Below are 17372 nucleotides of genomic sequence, written 5' to 3'. Positions count from 1 at the left end.
GGGCCTCATCGACCGAAGTTTGCGTGCGCGTCACCGTTTCGGGTCGCGGTGTTGTGCGCCACACCGATATGAGTTGGAGTGTCGGCGATCACGATGCCTGCCGGGAGAAGGAGTTCGACATGGCCGGGTTCACGCTGGACGACCGCTACCTCCGGGAGGCGGGCACGGTCTACGTGACGGGGGTGCAGGCCCTGGTGCGGGTGCTGTTCGACCGGATCCGGCTGGACCGGCGCGCCGGATCGAACACCGCGGCGTTCGTCTCCGGCTACGAGGGCTCCCCGCTGGGCGGGTTCGACCTGGAGCTGGCCCGCCGCGCGAAGCTGCTCGGCGAGCACGACGTGGTGCACCGGCCCGGCGTGAACGAGGAGCTGGGCGCCACCTCCGTGCTGGGCAGCCAGCTCACCGGACGCCTCAGCACGCAGCGCCCGGACGGCGTGCTCGGCGTCTGGTACGGCAAAGCCCCCGGCCTTGACCGGGCCAGCGACGCCCTGCGGCACGCCAACCTCGCGGGCGCCGACCCGCGCGGTGGCGCGGTCGCGCTGGTCGGCGACGACCCGAACGCCAAGTCGTCGACGGTTCCGGCCGCGTCCGAGGCCGCGCTGGCCGACCTGCACATCCCGACGTTCTTCCCGGCGGATTCCCAGGACGTGCTGGACTTCGGGCGGCACGCGGTCGAGTTGTCCCGGGCGAGCGGGCTGTGGTCGGCGCTGAAGGTGGTGGCCAACGTCGCCGACTCGGCCGGGACGGCGACCGTCACCCCGGACTGGACCCCGCCCGAGATGCGCGCGGAGGCCTACTCCCACCGGCCCAGCGCCCGGCTGCTCGGCGCGGAGCTCGCCGGGTTGGAGAGCAGCCTCTACAACATCCGGATCCCGCTGGCGCTGGAGTACCTGCGGGGCAGCGACGTCAACCGGATCACCCGCTCCGCGGCCGGGGACCGGATCGGCATCGTCGCCGCGGGCAAGTCCTACCTGGACCTCCGCCAGGCGCTGCGCACTCTCGGCCTCGACGAGCAGGCCCTGGCCCAGCTCGGCATCCGGCTGCTCAAGCTCGGCGCGATCCACCCGCTGGAGCCCGGCATCATCCGGGAGTTCGCCGCCGGGCTGACCGAGATCGTGGTGGTCGAGGAGAAGCGGTCGTTCCTGGAGCAGGCGATCAAGGAGATCCTCTACGGCCGCCCGGACGCCCCGCAGGTGCACGGCAAGAAGACCCCGGACGGCCGCACCCTGTTCACCGAGCTCGGCGAGCTCGATCCCGACCGCATCGCCCGCGGCCTGGCCGACCGGCTGACCGCGCACGGCGAGGTCCCGCAGGTCGACGCGTGGCGCAAGCGGCGCAGGCGCGAGCGGATCTCCGTTCCGCTGCTGGCCCGCACGCCGTACTTCTGCTCGGGCTGCCCGCACAACTCCTCGACCAAGGTGCCCGACGGCACCGTGGTCGGCGCGGGCATCGGCTGCCACACCATGGCGCTGTTCATGGACCCCGACCAGGTCGGCGACGTCGTCGGCATCACGCAGATGGGCGGCGAGGGCACCCAGTGGATCGGCATGGCGCCGTTCGTCAGCACCGAGCACTTCGTGCAGAACATCGGTGACGGCACCTTCACCCACTCCGGCAGCCTGGCGGTGCGCGCGGCCGTCGCGGCGGGCGTGAACATCACCTACAAGCTGCTGCACAACTCGGCGGTGGCGATGACCGGCGGGCAGGACGCGGTCGGCGCGCTGCCGGTGGGCAAGATCGCCGAACTCCTGCTGCTGGAAGGGGTTTCGAAGGTCATCGTCACCAGCGACGCGCCGAAGCGGTTGCGCGGCCTGATGCCCCGCGGCGTGACCGTCCGGCACCGCGACGAACTCCTCGCCGCGCAGGCGGAACTGGCCGAGGTACCGGGCGTCACGGTGCTCATCCACGACCAGGAGTGCGCGGCGGAGAAGCGCCGCAAGCGCCGCCGCGGCAAGCAGCCGACGCCGGCGGAGAAGGTGCTGATCAACGAGCGGGTGTGCGAGGGCTGCGGGGACTGCGGCGCGAAGTCCAACTGCCTGTCGGTGCAGCCGGTGAGCACCGAGTTCGGCCGAAAGACCCAGATCCACCAGTCGTCCTGCAACGTCGACTACTCCTGCCTGGCCGGGGACTGCCCGTCGTTCCTGACCGTGGTGCCCAGCGGCCGCAAGCAGCACCGCGAGATCAGCGAGCTGGCCGCCTCCGAGCTGCCGGAACCGGAGCGCGGCGAGGACGACTTCACCGTCCGCATCACCGGCATCGGCGGCACCGGCGTGGTCACGGTGACGCAGATCCTGGCCACGGCCGCGGTGATCGACGGCCGCCAGGTGCGCACCCTGGACCAGATCGGCCTCGCGCAGAAGGGCGGCGCGGTGGTCTCCGACCTCAAGATCACCTCGGCGCCGGTCGAGCAGGCGCCGAAGCTCGCCGCCGGCGAGTGCGACCTCTACCTGGGCTGCGACCTGCTGGTGGCCGCCGACCCGGTGCACCTGGCGGCGGCCGCCGCGGAGCGGACGACCGCGGTGGTGTCCACGACCGAGGTCCCGACCGGCCGGATGGTGGTGGACACCGAGGTGTCGTTCCCGGCGCAGTCCGGCATCCGCTCGGCGCTCGACGACGCCACCGCCCGCGCGTTCTACCTGGACGCGCGCGGCCTGGCGGAGGAGCTGTTCGACGACGACCAGTTCGCCAACATCCTCCAGCTCGGCGCGGCCTACCAGTGCGGCGCGCTGCAGCTGTCCGCCGAGAGCATCGAGCAGGCGATCGAGCTCAACGGCACTGCGGTGGCCGCCAACATCCAGGCGTTCCGCCGCGGCCGCCAGGCCATCGCCGACCCGGACGCGCTGCGGGCCGAGATCACCCCGGCCCCGGTCGAGCCGCCGGCGCCGAGCGCGGCCGCCCGGCGGGTGCGGGCGCTGGTCAAGGCCGACGAGGGCTCGGAACTGGCCCGACTGCTCGACATCCGGATCCCGGACCTGGTCGACTACCAGGACGAGGCCTACGCCCGCGGCTACGCCGAGTTCGTCGAGCGGGTGCGGCGCGCGAGCTCGGCGGAGGTCGCCGAGGCGGTGGCCCGCAACCTGTACAAGCTGATGGCCTACAAGGACGAGTACGAGGTGGCGCGCCTGTCGCTCGACGAGCGCCTGCAGGCCGACATCGAGGCCCAGTTCGGCCCGGGTTCCCGCTACGCCTTCCGCCTGCACCCGCCGGTGCTGCGCGCGCTCGGCATGAACCGCAAGATCAGCCTCGGCCCGTGGTTCCGGCAGGTCTTCCGGCTGCTGCGCGCGATGCGCAAGGTGCGCGGCACCCGCCTGGACCTGTTCGGCTACGCGAAGGTCCGCCGCGTGGAGCGCGAGCTGGTCGAGCAGTACCGCGCCGTCATCGAGCGCGCCGTGGCCGCCGACCACCCGGCGCTGCTGGAGCTGGCGGAGCTGCCGGACGTGATCCGCGGCTACGAGGAGATCAAGCTGGCCAACGTCGAGACCTACCGCGCGAAGCAGTCCGAACTGCTCAAGTCGCCGGCGCCCGAGCGGGTCGTCGCGGTCTGAGGCACGGCGAGGGGCCGGGGATCCCGCGATTTCAATGGAAATCGGACGTCTGATTTCCATTGAAATCGCATCCGGGAACCCCGGCCCACCGCTTCAGCTCGGCCGGCGGATGCTGAGCACTTCGACCTCGACGGCCCCGTCCGGTGTCGGATACCGAACGGTCTCGCCCTGCTGGCCGTGCGCCAGCGCCAGGCCCAGCGGGCTGTCGGAGGTCACCGTGATGTCCTCCTCCCCGGCCAGCACCTCCTCCGGAATCGCCACGACCTTGAAGGTCTGCGTCGAACCGTCGGAGAACCGCAGCACCACCTCGGTGCCCGGAGCGACGCCCTGCACGTCGATCCGGCCGGCCCGCAGCTTCTCCAGCTCGGCGATGCGCTCGTCGATGGCGGCGACCTCGTCCCCGCCCTGCAACTCCTGCGAGGCATCACCGCTGTCGCCCGGTCCCGAGCTCTGCACGAGCTCGTCGACCAGCCGCTCGCGCCGCGCGCGCAGCGAGCGGATCTCCTCCGCCAGCCGCTCCCGGGTGGCCTGGTCCGCACCGCTCATCGCCGCTCCTCCCCGAAGTTTTCGCAGCTGATGCTCGGCGTCGGTGCCCGGGAGCACAACTCGATCAGGCCTGCTCGCCGGTGATCTCGGCCAGCGCGGCTGCGACGTTCTCCTCGACGGCGCCCTTCTCGATCCCGAGACTGCTCAGCACACCGGTCCCGGCCTCGTTCTCCAGCAGCGCGAGCAGCACGTGCTCGGTCCCGATGTAGTTGTGCCCGAGCCGGAGGGCCTCCCGGAAGGTCAGCTCCAGCACCTTCCGCGCCCCGGCGTCGAAGGGAACGAGGTGCGGCACCTCGTCGACGGCGGTGGGCAGCGCCTCGACCGCGGCCTGCCGCACGTCGTCGAGCGAAACCCCCTGCGCGACGATCGCTTTGGCGCCGAGCCCGTCGGACTCCCCGATCAGCCCGAGCACCAGGTGCTCGGTCCGGATCTCGGCGTTCCCGGCGTCGCGGGCCTCCTTCTGCGACACCACCACGATGTTGCGGGCGCGCGGCGTGAACCGGCTGAACCCCTGCGACGGGTCGAGGTCGGAGACCTCGCCCGGTCCCTTGGGCACGAACCGCTTCTGCGCGGCCTGCTTGCTGACGCCCATGCTCTTGCCGATGTCGGTCCAGGAAGCCCCGGACCGCCGGGCCTGGTCGACGAAGTGCCCGATCAAGTGATCGGCGACCTCGCCCAGGTGCTCTCCGGCGACGACAGCGCTCGACAGCTGCTCAAGAGCATCCCCGTGCACCTTCTTGATGGCGGAGATCAGCTCGTCCAGCGAAACGTGATCCGAAATCTTCAACTCATCCATACGTCAACCATAGGTTGACGATAGCCACGCGTCAACCTCAAGTTGACGATCAGCCCAACCGCTCCTGCACGACCCGCGCCAGAGCCAGCGCAGCCGGATCGACCTCCGCCGCCCGAGCGGCCGACCGAAGCCACTCGACGAGCGGTCCCGCCACCGCGGGCGAGAAGACGGCGATCCACCGAGCACTCCTCGCCCGAGCCTCGGCGACGTGCTCGGTCGAGCCATCGGCGAAGTGCGCGACGACGTCCGGCCGAGTGGCGAGCAACCCGCCACCCCGCCAGTCCCCACCGGTGGAAGCACCGGCAAGCCGCTCGATCCGATCGGCCACCGCAAGAAGCTCATCCCGCTCGCTCATACCCACATCATCCGACGTGGGCCGAAGCGGTCCACGCCGCGCTCGACGAGGCAGGCCTCGAAGGCGACGCTCTGGTGCGGCTCGCTGCGACACCCCCAGCGCCCCGCACTCATCGAGACGGCTCCGCCGAGACCGTCCCGCGCTTCCCGGCGGGTGCGCGTTCCGCCGCAGCACCGAGGATCCGGCGCACCATCCCGCCGAATACCAGCCCGTGGAAAGGCGCGACCGCCCACCAGTAGAGGTGCCCGAGCAAGCCGTGCGGGATGAACACCGCTCGCTGCCGGTAGCGGGTGCCGCCGTCCTCCGGTTCGACCGACAGCTCCAGCCAAGCCCGACCCGGCACCTTCATCTCCGCCCGCAGGCGGAGGAAACGTCCTTCCACCAGCTCTTCGACCCGCCACCAGTCCAACGCGTCGCCCGTGCGCAGGCGCTGCGGATCGCGTCGGCCGCGGCGGAGCCCGACTCCGCCCAGCAGCCGGTCGATCCAGCCGCGCACCGCCCAGGCCAGCGGGAACGAGTACCAGCCGTGACGGCCGCCGATGCCTTCCACCACGCGCCAAACCGCTGCCGGCGGCGCATCTGTCACGCGCTCGCGCACATCCCGGTAGACCGTGCCACCGGACCACGCCGGGTCGGACGGGATCGGTTCCCACGGGGCGCTGACCGGTGACGCGTCCGACCACCGCGTCTCCACCTCGCCGCGCTGGATCCTGCGCAACGCCAGGGCGATCGCGTCCGCGAGCCCGGTCAGGCCTCCCTCGGGGCGCGCGATGTGGTCGTCGATGTCGTGCTCAGCGCAGACGGCCTCGTTGATCAGCGATTCGATGAGCGGAACGCCGACGCTGCGCGGCACCGGAGTCACGATGTTGATCCACAGCGAGCTGAGCTTCGGTGACAGGACCCGCACCGGCAGCATCACCCGGCGCGGCAGACCGGCCACCGCGGCGTAGGTGCGCATCATCTGCGCGTAGGTCAGGACGTCCGGGCCACCGATGTCGAAGGCGCGGCTGACCACCTCGGGCAGGTCGGCCGCCGCGACCAGGTAGTGCAGCACGTCGCGCACGGCGATCGGCTGCACCCGGTTGCTCACCCAGCGCGGCGTGACCATCGCGGGCAACCGCTCGGTGAGGTACCGCAGCATCTCGAAGCTCGCCGAGCCGGAACCGATGATCACCGCGGCTTGCAGCACAGCGGTCGGCACCCCGCTGCGCAACAGCGTCTCCCCCACCTCGGCCCGCGACCGCAGGTGCTCCGACAACTTCCCGGCGGGATGCACTCCGCCGAGGTAGACGATCCGCGACACCCCGGCCTGCCGAGCGGCCCGCCCCGCACCGGCCGCGGCACGCCGGTCGAGATCGCCGAACCCCTTCTGCTGCAAGGAATGCACCAGGTAGTACAGGACGTCCACGCCGTCGCACGCCGCGCGCACCGCGTCCTCGTCGAACAGGTCCCCGCGCACCACCTCGACCTGATCGCGCCACGGAACATCGCGGAGCTTCTCCGGAGTCCGCACCAAGCACCGCACCCGATACCCGCTGACCAGCAACTGCGGCACGAGCCGCCCGCCCACGTAACCGGTAGCCCCGGTCACCAGGCACAACTTCGACTCCCCAGTCCCCATCCACACCTGGCTACCCGACTTCGCCCCCGACCACGCGGCCGCCGCGTCGTGGGCGTCGACCGGCAGCGGCGCGCGACCACGGCCTGGCGCTTCGTCCGCTGGTAGCCTCGGCGGGATTCCGCTCGCGAGACGGGGTCGAGGCCATTGCGCACGGCGATCTGCCTGTTCACCCGCGACCTGCGGGTCCACGACAACCCGGTCCTGCAGCACGCCGCACGGGCCGATCGAGTGGTTCCGCTGTTCGTGCTCGACGAAGCCGTCCTCCGCCGATCCGCCCCCAACCGCACCGCCTTCCTGCTGGACTGCCTCCGCGATCTCCGCGGTTCGCTCCGCGCTCTCGACGCCGGGCTGGTCCTCCGAGCAGGTGCTCCCGCGACCGAGGTGGCGCGACTGGTCGAGGAGGTCGGCGCTTCAGAGGTCCACGTGGCCGCCGACGTCAGCGCATACGCGCAGGTCCGCGAGAACAACCTGCGACAGGCCCTGACCGATTGCGCGCTGCTCGTCCACGACGCCGTGGTGACGGCGCACCCACCAGGGCACCTCGTCCCGAGCGGCAAGGATCACTTCGCCGTGTTCACCCCGTACTTCCGCCGCTGGTCAGCAACGCCCCTCCGGCCCATCGCGGCCATGCCGGAGGCGCTTCGGACGCCGCGGCTGCGCACCGGGAAACTGCCGACCCGCGAGGAGCTCTGCCCAGGCGAACTGTCGCCGAAGCTGCCTCCCGGAGGCGAAACCGCGGGCCGCGATCTCGTGCGGCGGTGGTACGCCGAAGGCGTCGCGGACTACGGCGACCTGGACGGTGCGACCTCGCGGCTGTCGCCATACCTGCACTTCGGCTGCGTGTCCCCGATCGAGCTCATCGACCAGGCCGGGGACGCCGAACCGGAACGCGCGTTCGTCCGCCAACTCGCCTGGCGCGATTTCCACCACCAGGTGCTGGCCGCCCGCCCCACCGCCGGCCACCGCGACTACCGCCCACGAGGAAGCCGGTGGCGCGAAGACCCGGAGGCGTTCCAGGCCTGGCGCGAAGGCCGCACCGGCATCCCGATCGTCGACGCCGGAATGCGCCAACTCGCGACGGAGGGCTGGATGCACAACAGAACCCGCATGATCACGGCGAGCTTCCTGACGAAGACCCTCCACCTCGACTGGCGCCTCGGCGCCCAGCACTTCCTGAACCTCCTGGTCGACGGGGACATCGCGAACAACAACATGAACTGGCAGTGGATGGCAGGAACAGGAACCGACACCCGCCCCAACAGAGTCCTCAACCCATGCCGCCAAGCCCAGCGCTACGACCCGGAGGGCACCTACATCCGCCGCCACCTCCCAGAGCTGGCCGACCTCCCAACACGAGCCCTCCACGACCCGAACCGCATGGAACCCGAACAGCGAGTAGCCCGCGGCTACCCACCCCCGATAGTCGACGTGACCGAAGCCAACGCCCACTCCCGAACCGCGCGTTGAATTGCAGCTTGCGCCTTCCAGGAATTAGCGCGCAAAATCTCGATCCGGTTCCCTGCTCCAGATGGCCCGCAGCCGACCCGGTGAGAACAAAGGTGGAAGCTTGCAGCACCACGGCCTCCTCAGTACTTTCAATTCGGCAGCGAGGCTTCCAATCACGGAGGGCGATGCGCGTGACCATCGACAGGGCATTGCGCCTCTTGCGAGGAGAAGGAACCGTCGATCTGGAGTCATCTCATCGCCTTGTCGACAAAGTCGTCGAATTTTCACGAAAGGAATCCAAGAAGAACCCCGCCTACTCCTTCCGCAAAGATCCGACACCGGTCCCGATCCCGCTTCCACGAATCATGCGCACCAGCCCATTAGAAGTACTCCGCCAAGTCGGAGTTGCGACCGCATTCGACGGGAACTCACCGTTCGCCGCGGTTTCTCGCCACTGGGCACAGTTGCGCTATTGCGCCACCATGGAGACGAAGTCCGGCCGCCTTGCGGTTTCAGCCTTGGGAAACGACGTGGTCTACCACCACAAGGTGGCCCAGTCCGAGTACTTAGGCATCGGCTTTGCGCTCGTCGTGGCCCGGGAGATCCTGCGAAGGCAATACCCCAATTGGGAATTCCATCCCGTCGATGCAGAATACGCGCTCACCCGCGGGATACCGGAAGCCGGATCCGCAAACCAGCTGAACGGCACGCAGAGCCGACCGGACTACTTTCTTATCGGACGCCCGAACAGCGGACGCGGAGGGCTCAAGATCGTAGTCCTGGAGTGCAAGGGCACGCATTCAGAAGGAGAACAACAGGCGGTCAGGCAACTGGCGAAGGCATGCACGCAGGTCCGGTCCGTTGAGATAGAAGGTCATGATCTCTCATCGTTGATGTGCGTATCCCGCCTACTGAGATCCGGCATCAAAATTCTCGTAATAGACCCGCCAGGGGACGCCGATCTCTGGTCGGGAACGCCAGGAGAGCTGAACGCTCTCCTGGATGGAACCATCGAGGAACCACCTGAGTTTTTCAGCGTTCGCCCGCCAGCCGTCTCCGAACCGGAGGAACCCGACTCCCAGACGGCATCGGCAGGCGAGGCATCCGAGGACACCGAGTCGCCGGAAGAAGAGTTGCGCACTCCACATGTCGTGACGGTTCCACGAGCGAGCCGCAACTGGTTCGCGCAGGTCCTCGCTCGCACCTTCGCCTCGTCGGTATTGGCATTCGCCGGGGACGACAAGGCCGCCGCCGACTACCGGCTGCCAAGGCGCTACGAAGGTCAGAGCGGCCAGCAAGGCCTGCCGCTGGACGAGCCCATCGAGGTCGAGAGATCCGCGAGCATCAGCATGCAGGACGGCTTCCGCGCCCGAGGAACCAGCTACACGATGCCGCTAACGGGAGACCGGCACCTCGAAGTCTTCAGAGGCATCGAAGAAGGCATATACGCGGATCTGGGCGAGCAGCGGTTGAGTTCTTACTTCCAGACTTCGCGCCGCTTCTGGGACAAATGGCGGCACCGCTCACGACGCCAGGCTTCCGACAACACCACGATATCGGTCGGCCGGGACGGGACAGTGCTCGCGATCCGCGTCAGGGGATGACTCTCGGCAGGGCAAGCTGTCACATCAAATCCAGCGCGGATGCAGGAATCCGCCAATTGTGGGCGCAGTAGGGTTCGAACCTACGACCCCTTGCTTGTAAGGCAAGTGCTCTTCCGCTGAGCTATGCGCCCTGGGTGGTGGCCGTCCGGGCCGGGGGCCCGGTTGATCACCGCCGACACCTTACCTCCGGGTCGGGGCGAACCGGGCACCCGGTCGGCCACCTGGTGCTCGCCGGATCAGGCCTTGAGCTCCGCCAGGGCCTTCTTCCAGACCTCCTGATCGCGGGCCTCGCCCGGCTGGTTCGCCTCCGCGAAGCGGACGACGCCCTCGGTGTCGATCAGGAACGTACCGCGGTTGGCCATGCCCGCCGCCTCGTTGAACACGCCGTAGGCCTTGGCGACCTCGCCGTGCGGCCAGAAGTCCGACAGCAGCGGGAAGGTGTAGCCCTCCTTGTCCGCCCACGCCTTCAGCGCGAACGGGGAGTCGACCGACACGCCGAGCACCTGGACGTCGTCGTTCTGGAACTCGCTGAGGTCATCCCGGACCTGGCAGAGCTCGCCCTGGCAGATCCCGCTGAACGCGAAGGGGTAGAAGACCAGCAGGACGTTCTTCTTGCCGCGGAAGTCGGCCAGCGAGACCGACTCCTTGTTGTAGTCCGGCAGCGTGAAGTCCGGCGCCTGCGCACCGACCTCGACCGTCATGAGCGAACCCTCCTGTTCGACGTGACCATGTCCTCGCCGAACCTACACCGAACAGACGAACGTGGGCACCGATGGCGGCCACCGGTGCCCACGTGCTGGACGTCCTGGGCCGTCAGCGCTTGGCCTTCGCCGAGCGCAGGGCCAACCGGGTGCCCTTCCACCCCTCGCTGACGGTGACGTTGCCCGTCTGGGCCAGATTCGCCGTCGATGCCGCTTCCGTGATGTCGGCCGGGTCGACGGACCCGTCCCGACCGGTCTTCGGGGTCAGCACCCAGATGACCCCTTCGTCGGACAGCGGCGTCATGACGTCGAGAAGAGTGTCCGTCAGGTCGCCGTCGTCTTCGCGCCACCACAGCAGCACGACATCGACCACTTCATCGGCATCTTCGTCGAGCAGATCGCTCCCGCAACGCTCCTCGATCGCGGCCCGGACATCATCATCGACATCCTCGTCCCAGCCGATTTCCTGGACAACCATCTCGGGCTCGATGTCGAGCCTCTCGGCGACGTCGGCTTCGCCTTTACCGGCGTCTCCCGCGGCGACCACGGTTTGCTCACTCCTCCAATGCACCGGCGCGGCGCCCGCTGGCGCCGCACAGCTTTCAGATATGGCCGATAGCGAACACTGCGGACCGCCCTCGGCGCAACTGCTGACGGCACGACACGCCGCAGCAGCGGTCAGGCCATGACTGTAGACCGGGAAACCTCGCACCAACAGCCTGGTCCGCGGCGCGGCCGCTGTCGATGCACGCATCCGTGGCCGAAATGGGGGACGATGACAGTGTTCGACATCACTGTTCGAACACCCTGCCACCGCCACCGAAGCAGTCGAGGAGTTCCTCTTGTCCCCGCTCAACAACGACGCCGGTGCCGTCCCCACCCAGCGGGTGCGGGTCATCCGCGACGGTCTCGCCTCCTACCTGCCGGACATCGATCCGGAGGAGACCGAGGAGTGGCTGCAGTCCTTCGACTCGGTGCTGTCCGGCCACGGCCAGCAGCGCGCGCGCTACCTGATGCTCCGGTTGCTGCAGCGCGCCCGCGAGAACGGTGTCGGCATCCCGTCGCTGACCAGCACGGACTACGTCAACAGCATCGCCACCGAGCAGGAGCCCTGGTTCCCCGGCGACGAGGAGACCGAGCGCCGCTACCGCGCCTGGATGCGGTGGAACGCGGCGGTGATGGTGCACCGGGCGCAGCGCCCGGGCGTCGGCGTGGGCGGCCACATCTCGTCGTTCGCCTCCTCGGCCAGCCTCTACGAGGTCGGGTTCAACTGGTTCTTCCGGGGCAAGGACCACCCGGGCGGGGGCGACCACCTCTACATCCAGGGCCACGCCTCCCCCGGCATCTACGCCCGCGCCTTCCTGGAGGGCCGGCTGTCGGCCGATCAGCTCGACGGCTTCCGCCAGGAGTACTCGCACGCGGGGCCGGGCGGCGGATTGCCGTCCTACCCGCACCCGCGCCTGATGCCGGACTTCTGGGAATTCCCCACCGTCTCCATGGGGCTGGGCCCGATGAACGCCATCTACCAGGCGCGGTTCAACCGCTACCTGCACGATCGCGGCATCAAGGACACCAGCCGGCAGCGGGTGTGGGCGTTCCTCGGCGACGGTGAGATGAACGAGCCGGAGTCGCGCGGGCTGCTGCAGGTCGCGGCCAACGACGGCCTGGACAACCTCACCTTCGTGATCAACTGCAACCTGCAGCAGCTGGACGGGCCGGTCCGCGGCAACGGCAAGATCATCCAGGAGCTGGAGGGCTTCTTCCGCGGCGCCGGGTGGAACGTGATCAAGGTGATCTGGGGCCGCGAGTGGGACGCGCTGCTGCACGCCGACCGCGACGGCGCGCTGGTCAACCTGATGAACACCACCCCGGACGGCGACTACCAGACCTACAAGGCCAACGACGGCGCGTTCGTCCGGGAGCACTTCTTCGGCCGCGATCCGCGCACCAAGGAGATGGTCAAGCACCTCTCCGACGACGAGATCTGGGGCCTGCGCCGCGGCGGGCACGACTACCGCAAGATCTACGCGGCGTACAAGGCGGCGACCGAGCACCACGGCCAGCCGACCGTGATCCTGGCCAAGACGATCAAGGGCTACGGCCTCGGCCCGCACTTCGAGGGCCGCAACGCCACCCACCAGATGAAGAAGCTGACCCTGGACGACCTGAAGCAGTTCCGGGACAGCCTGCGGATCCCGATCTCCGACGACCAGCTCGACCCGTACCTGCCGCCGTACTACCACCCCGGCCAGGAGGCACCTGAACTCCAGTACCTGCAGGACCGGCGCCGGAAGCTGGGCGGCTACCTGCCGGAGCGGCGGGCCAAGGCCAAGCCGCTGGTGCTGCCCGGCGACAAGGTCTACGAGGTGGTCAAGCGGGGCTCCGGCAAGCAGGAGGTCGCCACCACGATGGCGTTCGTCCGGCTGCTCAAGGACCTCGCCAAGGATCCCGAGATCGGGCCGCGGATCGTGCCGATCATCCCGGACGAGGCGCGGACCTTCGGCATGGACTCGATGTTCCCGTCCCAGAAGATCTACAACCCGCTCGGCCAGCTCTACACGCCGGTGGACTACCAGCTGATGCTGGCCTACCGGGAGAGCGACCAGGGGCAGATCCTGCACGAGGGCATCAACGAGGCCGGGTCGACCGCGTCGTTCACCGCGGCGGGCACCAGCTACGCCACGCACGGCGAGCCGATGATCCCGATCTACATCTTCTACTCGATGTTCGGCTTCCAGCGCACCGGCGACAGCTTCTGGGCCGCCGCCGACCAGATGGCGCGCGGGTTCGTGCTCGGGGCGACGGCCGGGCGCACCACGCTGACCGGTGAGGGCCTGCAGCACGCCGACGGGCACTCCCAGCTGATCGCGGCGACGAACCCGGCGGTGGTGGCCTACGACCCGTCGTGGGCGTTCGAGGTGGCGCACATCGTCAAGGACGGTCTGCGCCGGATGTACGGCGAGGACGCCGAGAACGTCTTCTACTACCTGACCGTCTACAACGAGCCCTACCAGCAGCCCGCCGAGCCGGCCGACCTCGACGTCGACGCGCTGCTGCGCGGCCTGTACCGCTACCAGGCGGCGCCGGGCGGATCCGGGCCGAAGGCGCAGATCCTCGCCTCGGGCGTGAGCATGCCGCTGGCGCTGAAGGCCCAGCAGCTGCTCGCCGAGGAGTGGGGCGTGCAGGCCGACGTGTGGTCGGCGACCTCCTGGTCGCAGCTGCGGCGCGAGGCCGAGGCCGCCGACCGGCACAACCTGCTGCACCCGGAGGCGGATCCGCAGGTGCCGCACGTGACGCGGGTGCTGGCGAACGCCGAAGGGCCGGTCGTGGCGGTCAGCGACTGGATGCGCGCGGTGCCGGACCTGATCCGGCCGTGGGTGCCGGGCGAGATGGTCAGCCTCGGCGCGGACGGGTTCGGCTTCTCCGACACCCGACCGGCCGCGCGGCGGGTGTTCCTGGTCGACGCGGAGTCCACCGTCGTCGCGACGCTGGCCGCGCTGGCGCGCTCCGGCCAGGTGGACAAGTCCAAGGTCGTCGAGGCCACCCGCCGCTACCGCCTGGACGACGTCCAGGCCGCGGGACCGCAGACCTCGGACGCCGGGCTCGCCTGATCGACGCGGGGGCATCTCCGAGCGGAGGTGCCCCCGTCGTCGTCCTGGTCCGCGATCTCGGTGGAGATCGCCGGGCGGGTCAGACCGCGTGGAGGCCCGGGTCGCGGTCCTGGGTGATGAAGCTGGCCGCCGTCGTCACCGGGGCGTTCGGCTTCGAGACGTACGGCAGCACCCGGTAGTCGGCGCGGACCTGCTCCGGGGTGAACTGCGTGCGCACGTAGCCGCGGCGAGCGCTGTAGAAGTGCACGTGCTCGTTGGCGGCCTTGAGCTTGTCGCCGCCCTCGTTGGTGTCCGCGCCGTCGCGGCCGGAGGTGACCGAGGTGGTGGTCAGCTCCACGGCGACGGTGCGCGAGCGGGAGTCGTCGAAGTCGTCCTTGAGGTCGGCCGCCCAGTGCGAGTGCACGTCACCGGTGAGCACCACGACGTTGCGGGTGGTGCTGAAACCGGCCTTGATCCGCTGGCGCGAGGCCTGGTAGCCGTCCCAGGCGTCCATCGGCAGGATCTTCGCCGGGCCCGGGTCGTGGTCCATCTGGGCGAACCAGACCTGCTGGCCGAGCACGTCCCACCGGGCCCGCGACTGGCGCAGCCCGTCCAGCAACCACACCTCCTGGTCCTTGCCGGTGATGGTGCGCTCCGGGACCTTCAGGTCCGGGCCGTCGGGCTTGTTGCCGTCGCCGTAGGCCTGGTCGTCGCGGTACTGGCGGGTGTCGAGCATGTGGAAGTTCGCCAGCGAGCCCCACTGGCGGCGCCGGTAGAGCCTGATGCCGTTGCCCTGCGGCATCGACTCCCACCGCAGCGGCATGTTCTCGTAGTAGGCCTGGAACGCGGCGCGACGGCGCTCGAGGAACGCCTGCCCCGGCGTCTCGGACTTGTCCTCCGGGACCTCGGCGGCCCAGTTGTTCTCGATCTCGTGGTCGTCGAAGACGACCAGCCACGGCGCGGTGGCGTGCGCCAGCTGCAGGTCCGGGTCGGTCTTGTACTGGGCGTGCCGCTGCCGGTAGTTGGCCAGCGTGACGGTCTCGGGGCCCTCCACCTTGCGCACGTTCTTGGACGGGTTGTCGGCGTACTCGTACTGGTAGTCGCCCAGGTGCAGGATCAGGCCCGGCTCGTCCTCGGCCATCCGCCGGTAGGCGGTGAAGAAGCCCTCGCCGTAGTGCGCGCAGGAGGCGAAGCACATGGTCAGCGCGCCGAGCGTGCCGGGCGCCGGCGCGGTGCGGGTGCGGCCGACCGGCGAGAGCTCGCCCCGGGCGCGGAACCGGTAGAAGTACTCCGTGCCCGGCCGCAGGCCGTTGGCCTCGACGTGCACGCTGTGCGCCCACCGCGGCGAGGCCTCGGCCTGCCCGCGCTGCACGACGTTCTTGAACCGCTCGTCCGTCGCGACTTCCCAGTCCACCTTGATCGCCTGGTCCGGCATGCCGCCGAGGCCGTTCTCGGCCAGCGGATCGCGGGCCAGCCGGGTCCACAGCACGACGCCGTGCGGCAGCGGCTCACCCGATGCGACGCCGAGCGTGAACAGCTGGCCGGGGCGCATCGGACGGCCGACACCGCGGAGTTCGGAAGCCGCGGCGGGGACGGCGGGCGCGGCTGCGGCGAGCACGGCGCCGCTGAGCAGCACCGACCGGCGGGACAGGGAATTTCCGGGCACTTTCGATCCTCCAGAGATGTGGTGGTCGGACCGATCTTCATCGGCGCGGCCTAACGGCAGAGCGCTCGCGCATGGCCGTCGGATGAACAGTGCCGTCCGGATGATCCGGACTGTCCGGGTGCCGTGAGCGGCGGTGCTCGCCGCTCACGGCAACGGCTCAGCAGGACAGCGGTCGCCCGTCGGTGAGGCGGAACTCGGCGCGGGAGTCGAGCAGCAGGGCGACCAGCGAGCGGGCCTCCTGGCGCATCGGCACCACGCGCCCGCCGTCCGGGGCGGGGATGCTGCGCACGCCGTGCAGGTCGAGCTCGTCGCGCACCTCGCCGAACTGGTCGGCCGTCAGGCGGTAGGCGCACGGCGGGTTCTCGTCGACCTCCTCCGGCGCGGGCGGTTCGTTGTCGGCGCCGCCGAAGTAGACCGGCCCCTCCCCGCGCAGACCGGCCAGCCGGGCCTGCGCCGTCGCGGTCGCGATCTCGGCGCGGCGCTCGGACATCATCCGCAGCGTGGCGCTGATCCCGGCGAGCTGGGAGTCCACGCGGCGGTGGTTGTTCACCGCCGGATCCGCCTGCTCCTCCTCGGTCAGCGGGTCGACGCGCGTCTCCACCAGCAGGCCGATGGCGTTCTTGACGCCGGTGGTGTTGCGCAGGATCCGCTCCTGCCCGTCGCCGGCGACCTGCTTGATCGGCTCACCGGTCTCCGGGTCGGTCCAGATCCCGTAGACACCGGTGGAGAACCCGATGTCCTCGACCGCGGGCCGGACGTACTCCTCGGACAGCCGCTCCGACTCCCCGTGCACGCCCTCGGCGGTGTTGAGGTTGCGCGGCCACAGCGCGAGGAAGTCCTTCACGTAGTAGGGCGGTTTCGCGCCGTACTCGTGCAGGTCGTGCACGACGTCGGGCTGCTCGTCGCGCAGCACCTGCGCGAGTGCCCGCGCCTCCGGCGACTTCAGCGCAAGATGGTCGCGGTTGATGTCCACGCCGTCGGCGTTCTCGCGCGTGTCGGCGACGTTTCCGTCCGGGTTGGCGTTCGGCACGAACAGGACGCTCGTCGTGCGCAGGAACTGGCGCACCGCCGGGTCTTCGGAGAAGCCCAGGTCGCGGATGCTGCTGAGGCAGGCCTCGCGGCCGGACGGCTCGTCACCGTGCTGCGAGCAGGTGAACAGGACGCTGGTGCGGGCCGACGGCGCGCCGATGCGGACCAGCCGCAGCGGGCGGTCCTGCGTGCTCGCGCCGATCTGCTCGACGGAGACGTTCCTGCTGCCCTCGTCGACGGCCCGCAGGAACTCCGCCTCCTCCTCCGGTGTCGTCCACCGGCTGCCGTCGCTCTGCTCGAAACCCGTGGTGGGTGCAGCGGTCCGCTCCTGCGCGGACGCCATCGGCGCTGCCAGCAGAGCGCAGACCGCCAGCGGAACCACCGCGCTTCGCGCGAGACGCCCCATTTCGACCCCTTTCGGCGATTGTGATCACTGCGTATACACCATCGCCGAACATCAGGAGTCAAGCCTT

The 17372-nt window shown here is 69.8% G+C and carries 12 protein-coding genes and 1 tRNA gene; 4 read left to right on the top strand and 9 right to left on the bottom strand.

Features of this window, described 5'->3' with window-relative positions; all coding sequences use genetic code 11:
• The first annotated feature begins 119 nt into the window (after window positions 1-119).
• Window positions 120-3545 carry an indolepyruvate ferredoxin oxidoreductase family protein gene (locus C4T78_RS28830; protein ID WP_093351899.1) on the top strand — a complete coding sequence of 1142 codons (3426 nt, stop codon included), beginning with the start codon at window positions 120-122 and terminating at the stop codon, window positions 3543-3545.
• 93 nt (window positions 3546-3638) lie between these two features.
• Here the strand turns inward: C4T78_RS28830 and C4T78_RS28825 are convergent, their stop codons facing one another.
• The 4 genes from C4T78_RS28825 to C4T78_RS28810 all read right to left on the bottom strand — a co-directional run bounded on the left by C4T78_RS28825 (window position 3639) and on the right by C4T78_RS28810 (window position 6863).
• The gene (locus C4T78_RS28825; RefSeq protein ID WP_093351896.1) at window positions 3639-4091 is read right to left on the bottom strand and encodes a GreA/GreB family elongation factor; all 453 of its coding nucleotides are present in this window, start codon (window positions 4089-4091) and stop codon (window positions 3639-3641) included.
• A 64-nt stretch (window positions 4092-4155) separates the two neighbouring features.
• Window positions 4156-4887: a Clp protease N-terminal domain-containing protein gene (locus C4T78_RS28820; RefSeq protein WP_093351894.1), complete on the bottom strand. Its 732-nt coding sequence runs from the start codon at window positions 4885-4887 to the stop codon at window positions 4156-4158.
• A 49-nt stretch (window positions 4888-4936) separates the two neighbouring features.
• Entirely contained in the window at window positions 4937-5242 is a 306-nt protein-coding gene (locus C4T78_RS28815) for a hypothetical protein (RefSeq protein WP_093351891.1), read from the bottom strand.
• 109 nt (window positions 5243-5351) lie between these two features.
• Window positions 5352-6863, bottom strand: a complete 1512-nt coding sequence (locus C4T78_RS28810) for an SDR family oxidoreductase (RefSeq protein ID WP_093352125.1) — start codon at window positions 6861-6863, stop codon at window positions 5352-5354.
• 144 nt (window positions 6864-7007) lie between these two features.
• Between C4T78_RS28810 and C4T78_RS28805 the strand changes: the two genes are divergently transcribed.
• Together C4T78_RS28805 and C4T78_RS36190 are read left to right on the top strand one after the other, a co-directional pair.
• Window positions 7008-8330 (top strand): cryptochrome/photolyase family protein, encoded by a 1323-nt coding sequence (locus tag C4T78_RS28805; protein ID WP_093351889.1) that lies wholly within the window; start codon window positions 7008-7010, stop codon window positions 8328-8330.
• 164 nt (window positions 8331-8494) lie between these two features.
• A complete protein-coding gene (locus C4T78_RS36190) occupies window positions 8495-9913 on the top strand; it encodes a hypothetical protein (RefSeq protein ID WP_143185832.1) in 1419 nt (472 codons plus the stop codon).
• A gap of 59 nt (window positions 9914-9972) precedes the next feature.
• On the opposite strand, the gene C4T78_RS28795 is transcribed toward C4T78_RS36190, so the two are convergent.
• The 3 genes from C4T78_RS28795 to C4T78_RS28785 all read right to left on the bottom strand — a co-directional run bounded on the left by C4T78_RS28795 (window position 9973) and on the right by C4T78_RS28785 (window position 11161).
• Window positions 9973-10044 (bottom strand) — tRNA-Val (locus C4T78_RS28795).
• Window positions 10045-10149: 105 nt separating this feature from the next.
• The gene (locus tag C4T78_RS28790) at window positions 10150-10614 is read right to left on the bottom strand and encodes a peroxiredoxin (RefSeq protein ID WP_093351884.1); all 465 of its coding nucleotides are present in this window, start codon (window positions 10612-10614) and stop codon (window positions 10150-10152) included.
• 112 nt (window positions 10615-10726) lie between these two features.
• On the bottom strand, window positions 10727-11161 hold the full coding sequence (locus C4T78_RS28785; protein ID WP_093351882.1) for a DUF3052 domain-containing protein: 435 nt from the start codon (window positions 11159-11161) through the stop codon (window positions 10727-10729).
• 295 nt (window positions 11162-11456) lie between these two features.
• Here C4T78_RS28785 and aceE point away from each other — a divergent pair, with 295 nt between their 5' ends.
• Window positions 11457-14225: a pyruvate dehydrogenase (acetyl-transferring), homodimeric type gene (gene aceE, locus C4T78_RS28780; protein WP_093351880.1), complete on the top strand. Its 2769-nt coding sequence runs from the start codon at window positions 11457-11459 to the stop codon at window positions 14223-14225.
• 79 nt (window positions 14226-14304) lie between these two features.
• Here the strand turns inward: aceE and C4T78_RS28775 are convergent, their stop codons facing one another.
• Both C4T78_RS28775 and C4T78_RS28770 read right to left on the bottom strand, forming a co-directional pair.
• Complete coding sequence (locus C4T78_RS28775; RefSeq protein WP_093351878.1) at window positions 14305-15870, bottom strand: alkaline phosphatase D family protein; 1566 nt, start codon at window positions 15868-15870, stop codon at window positions 14305-14307.
• A 157-nt stretch (window positions 15871-16027) separates the two neighbouring features.
• Complete coding sequence (locus C4T78_RS28770; protein WP_093351875.1) at window positions 16028-17305, bottom strand: M14 family metallopeptidase; 1278 nt, start codon at window positions 17303-17305, stop codon at window positions 16028-16030.
• Window positions 17306-17372 lie beyond the last annotated feature (67 nt).

It is taken from the genome of Saccharopolyspora kobensis, from assembly GCF_900108315.1.
Lineage (GTDB): Bacteria > Actinomycetota > Actinomycetes > Mycobacteriales > Pseudonocardiaceae > Saccharopolyspora > Saccharopolyspora kobensis.
The sequence above is the reverse complement of the archived record's forward strand: the minus strand, read 5'-3'. Positions and strand labels throughout refer to the sequence as shown.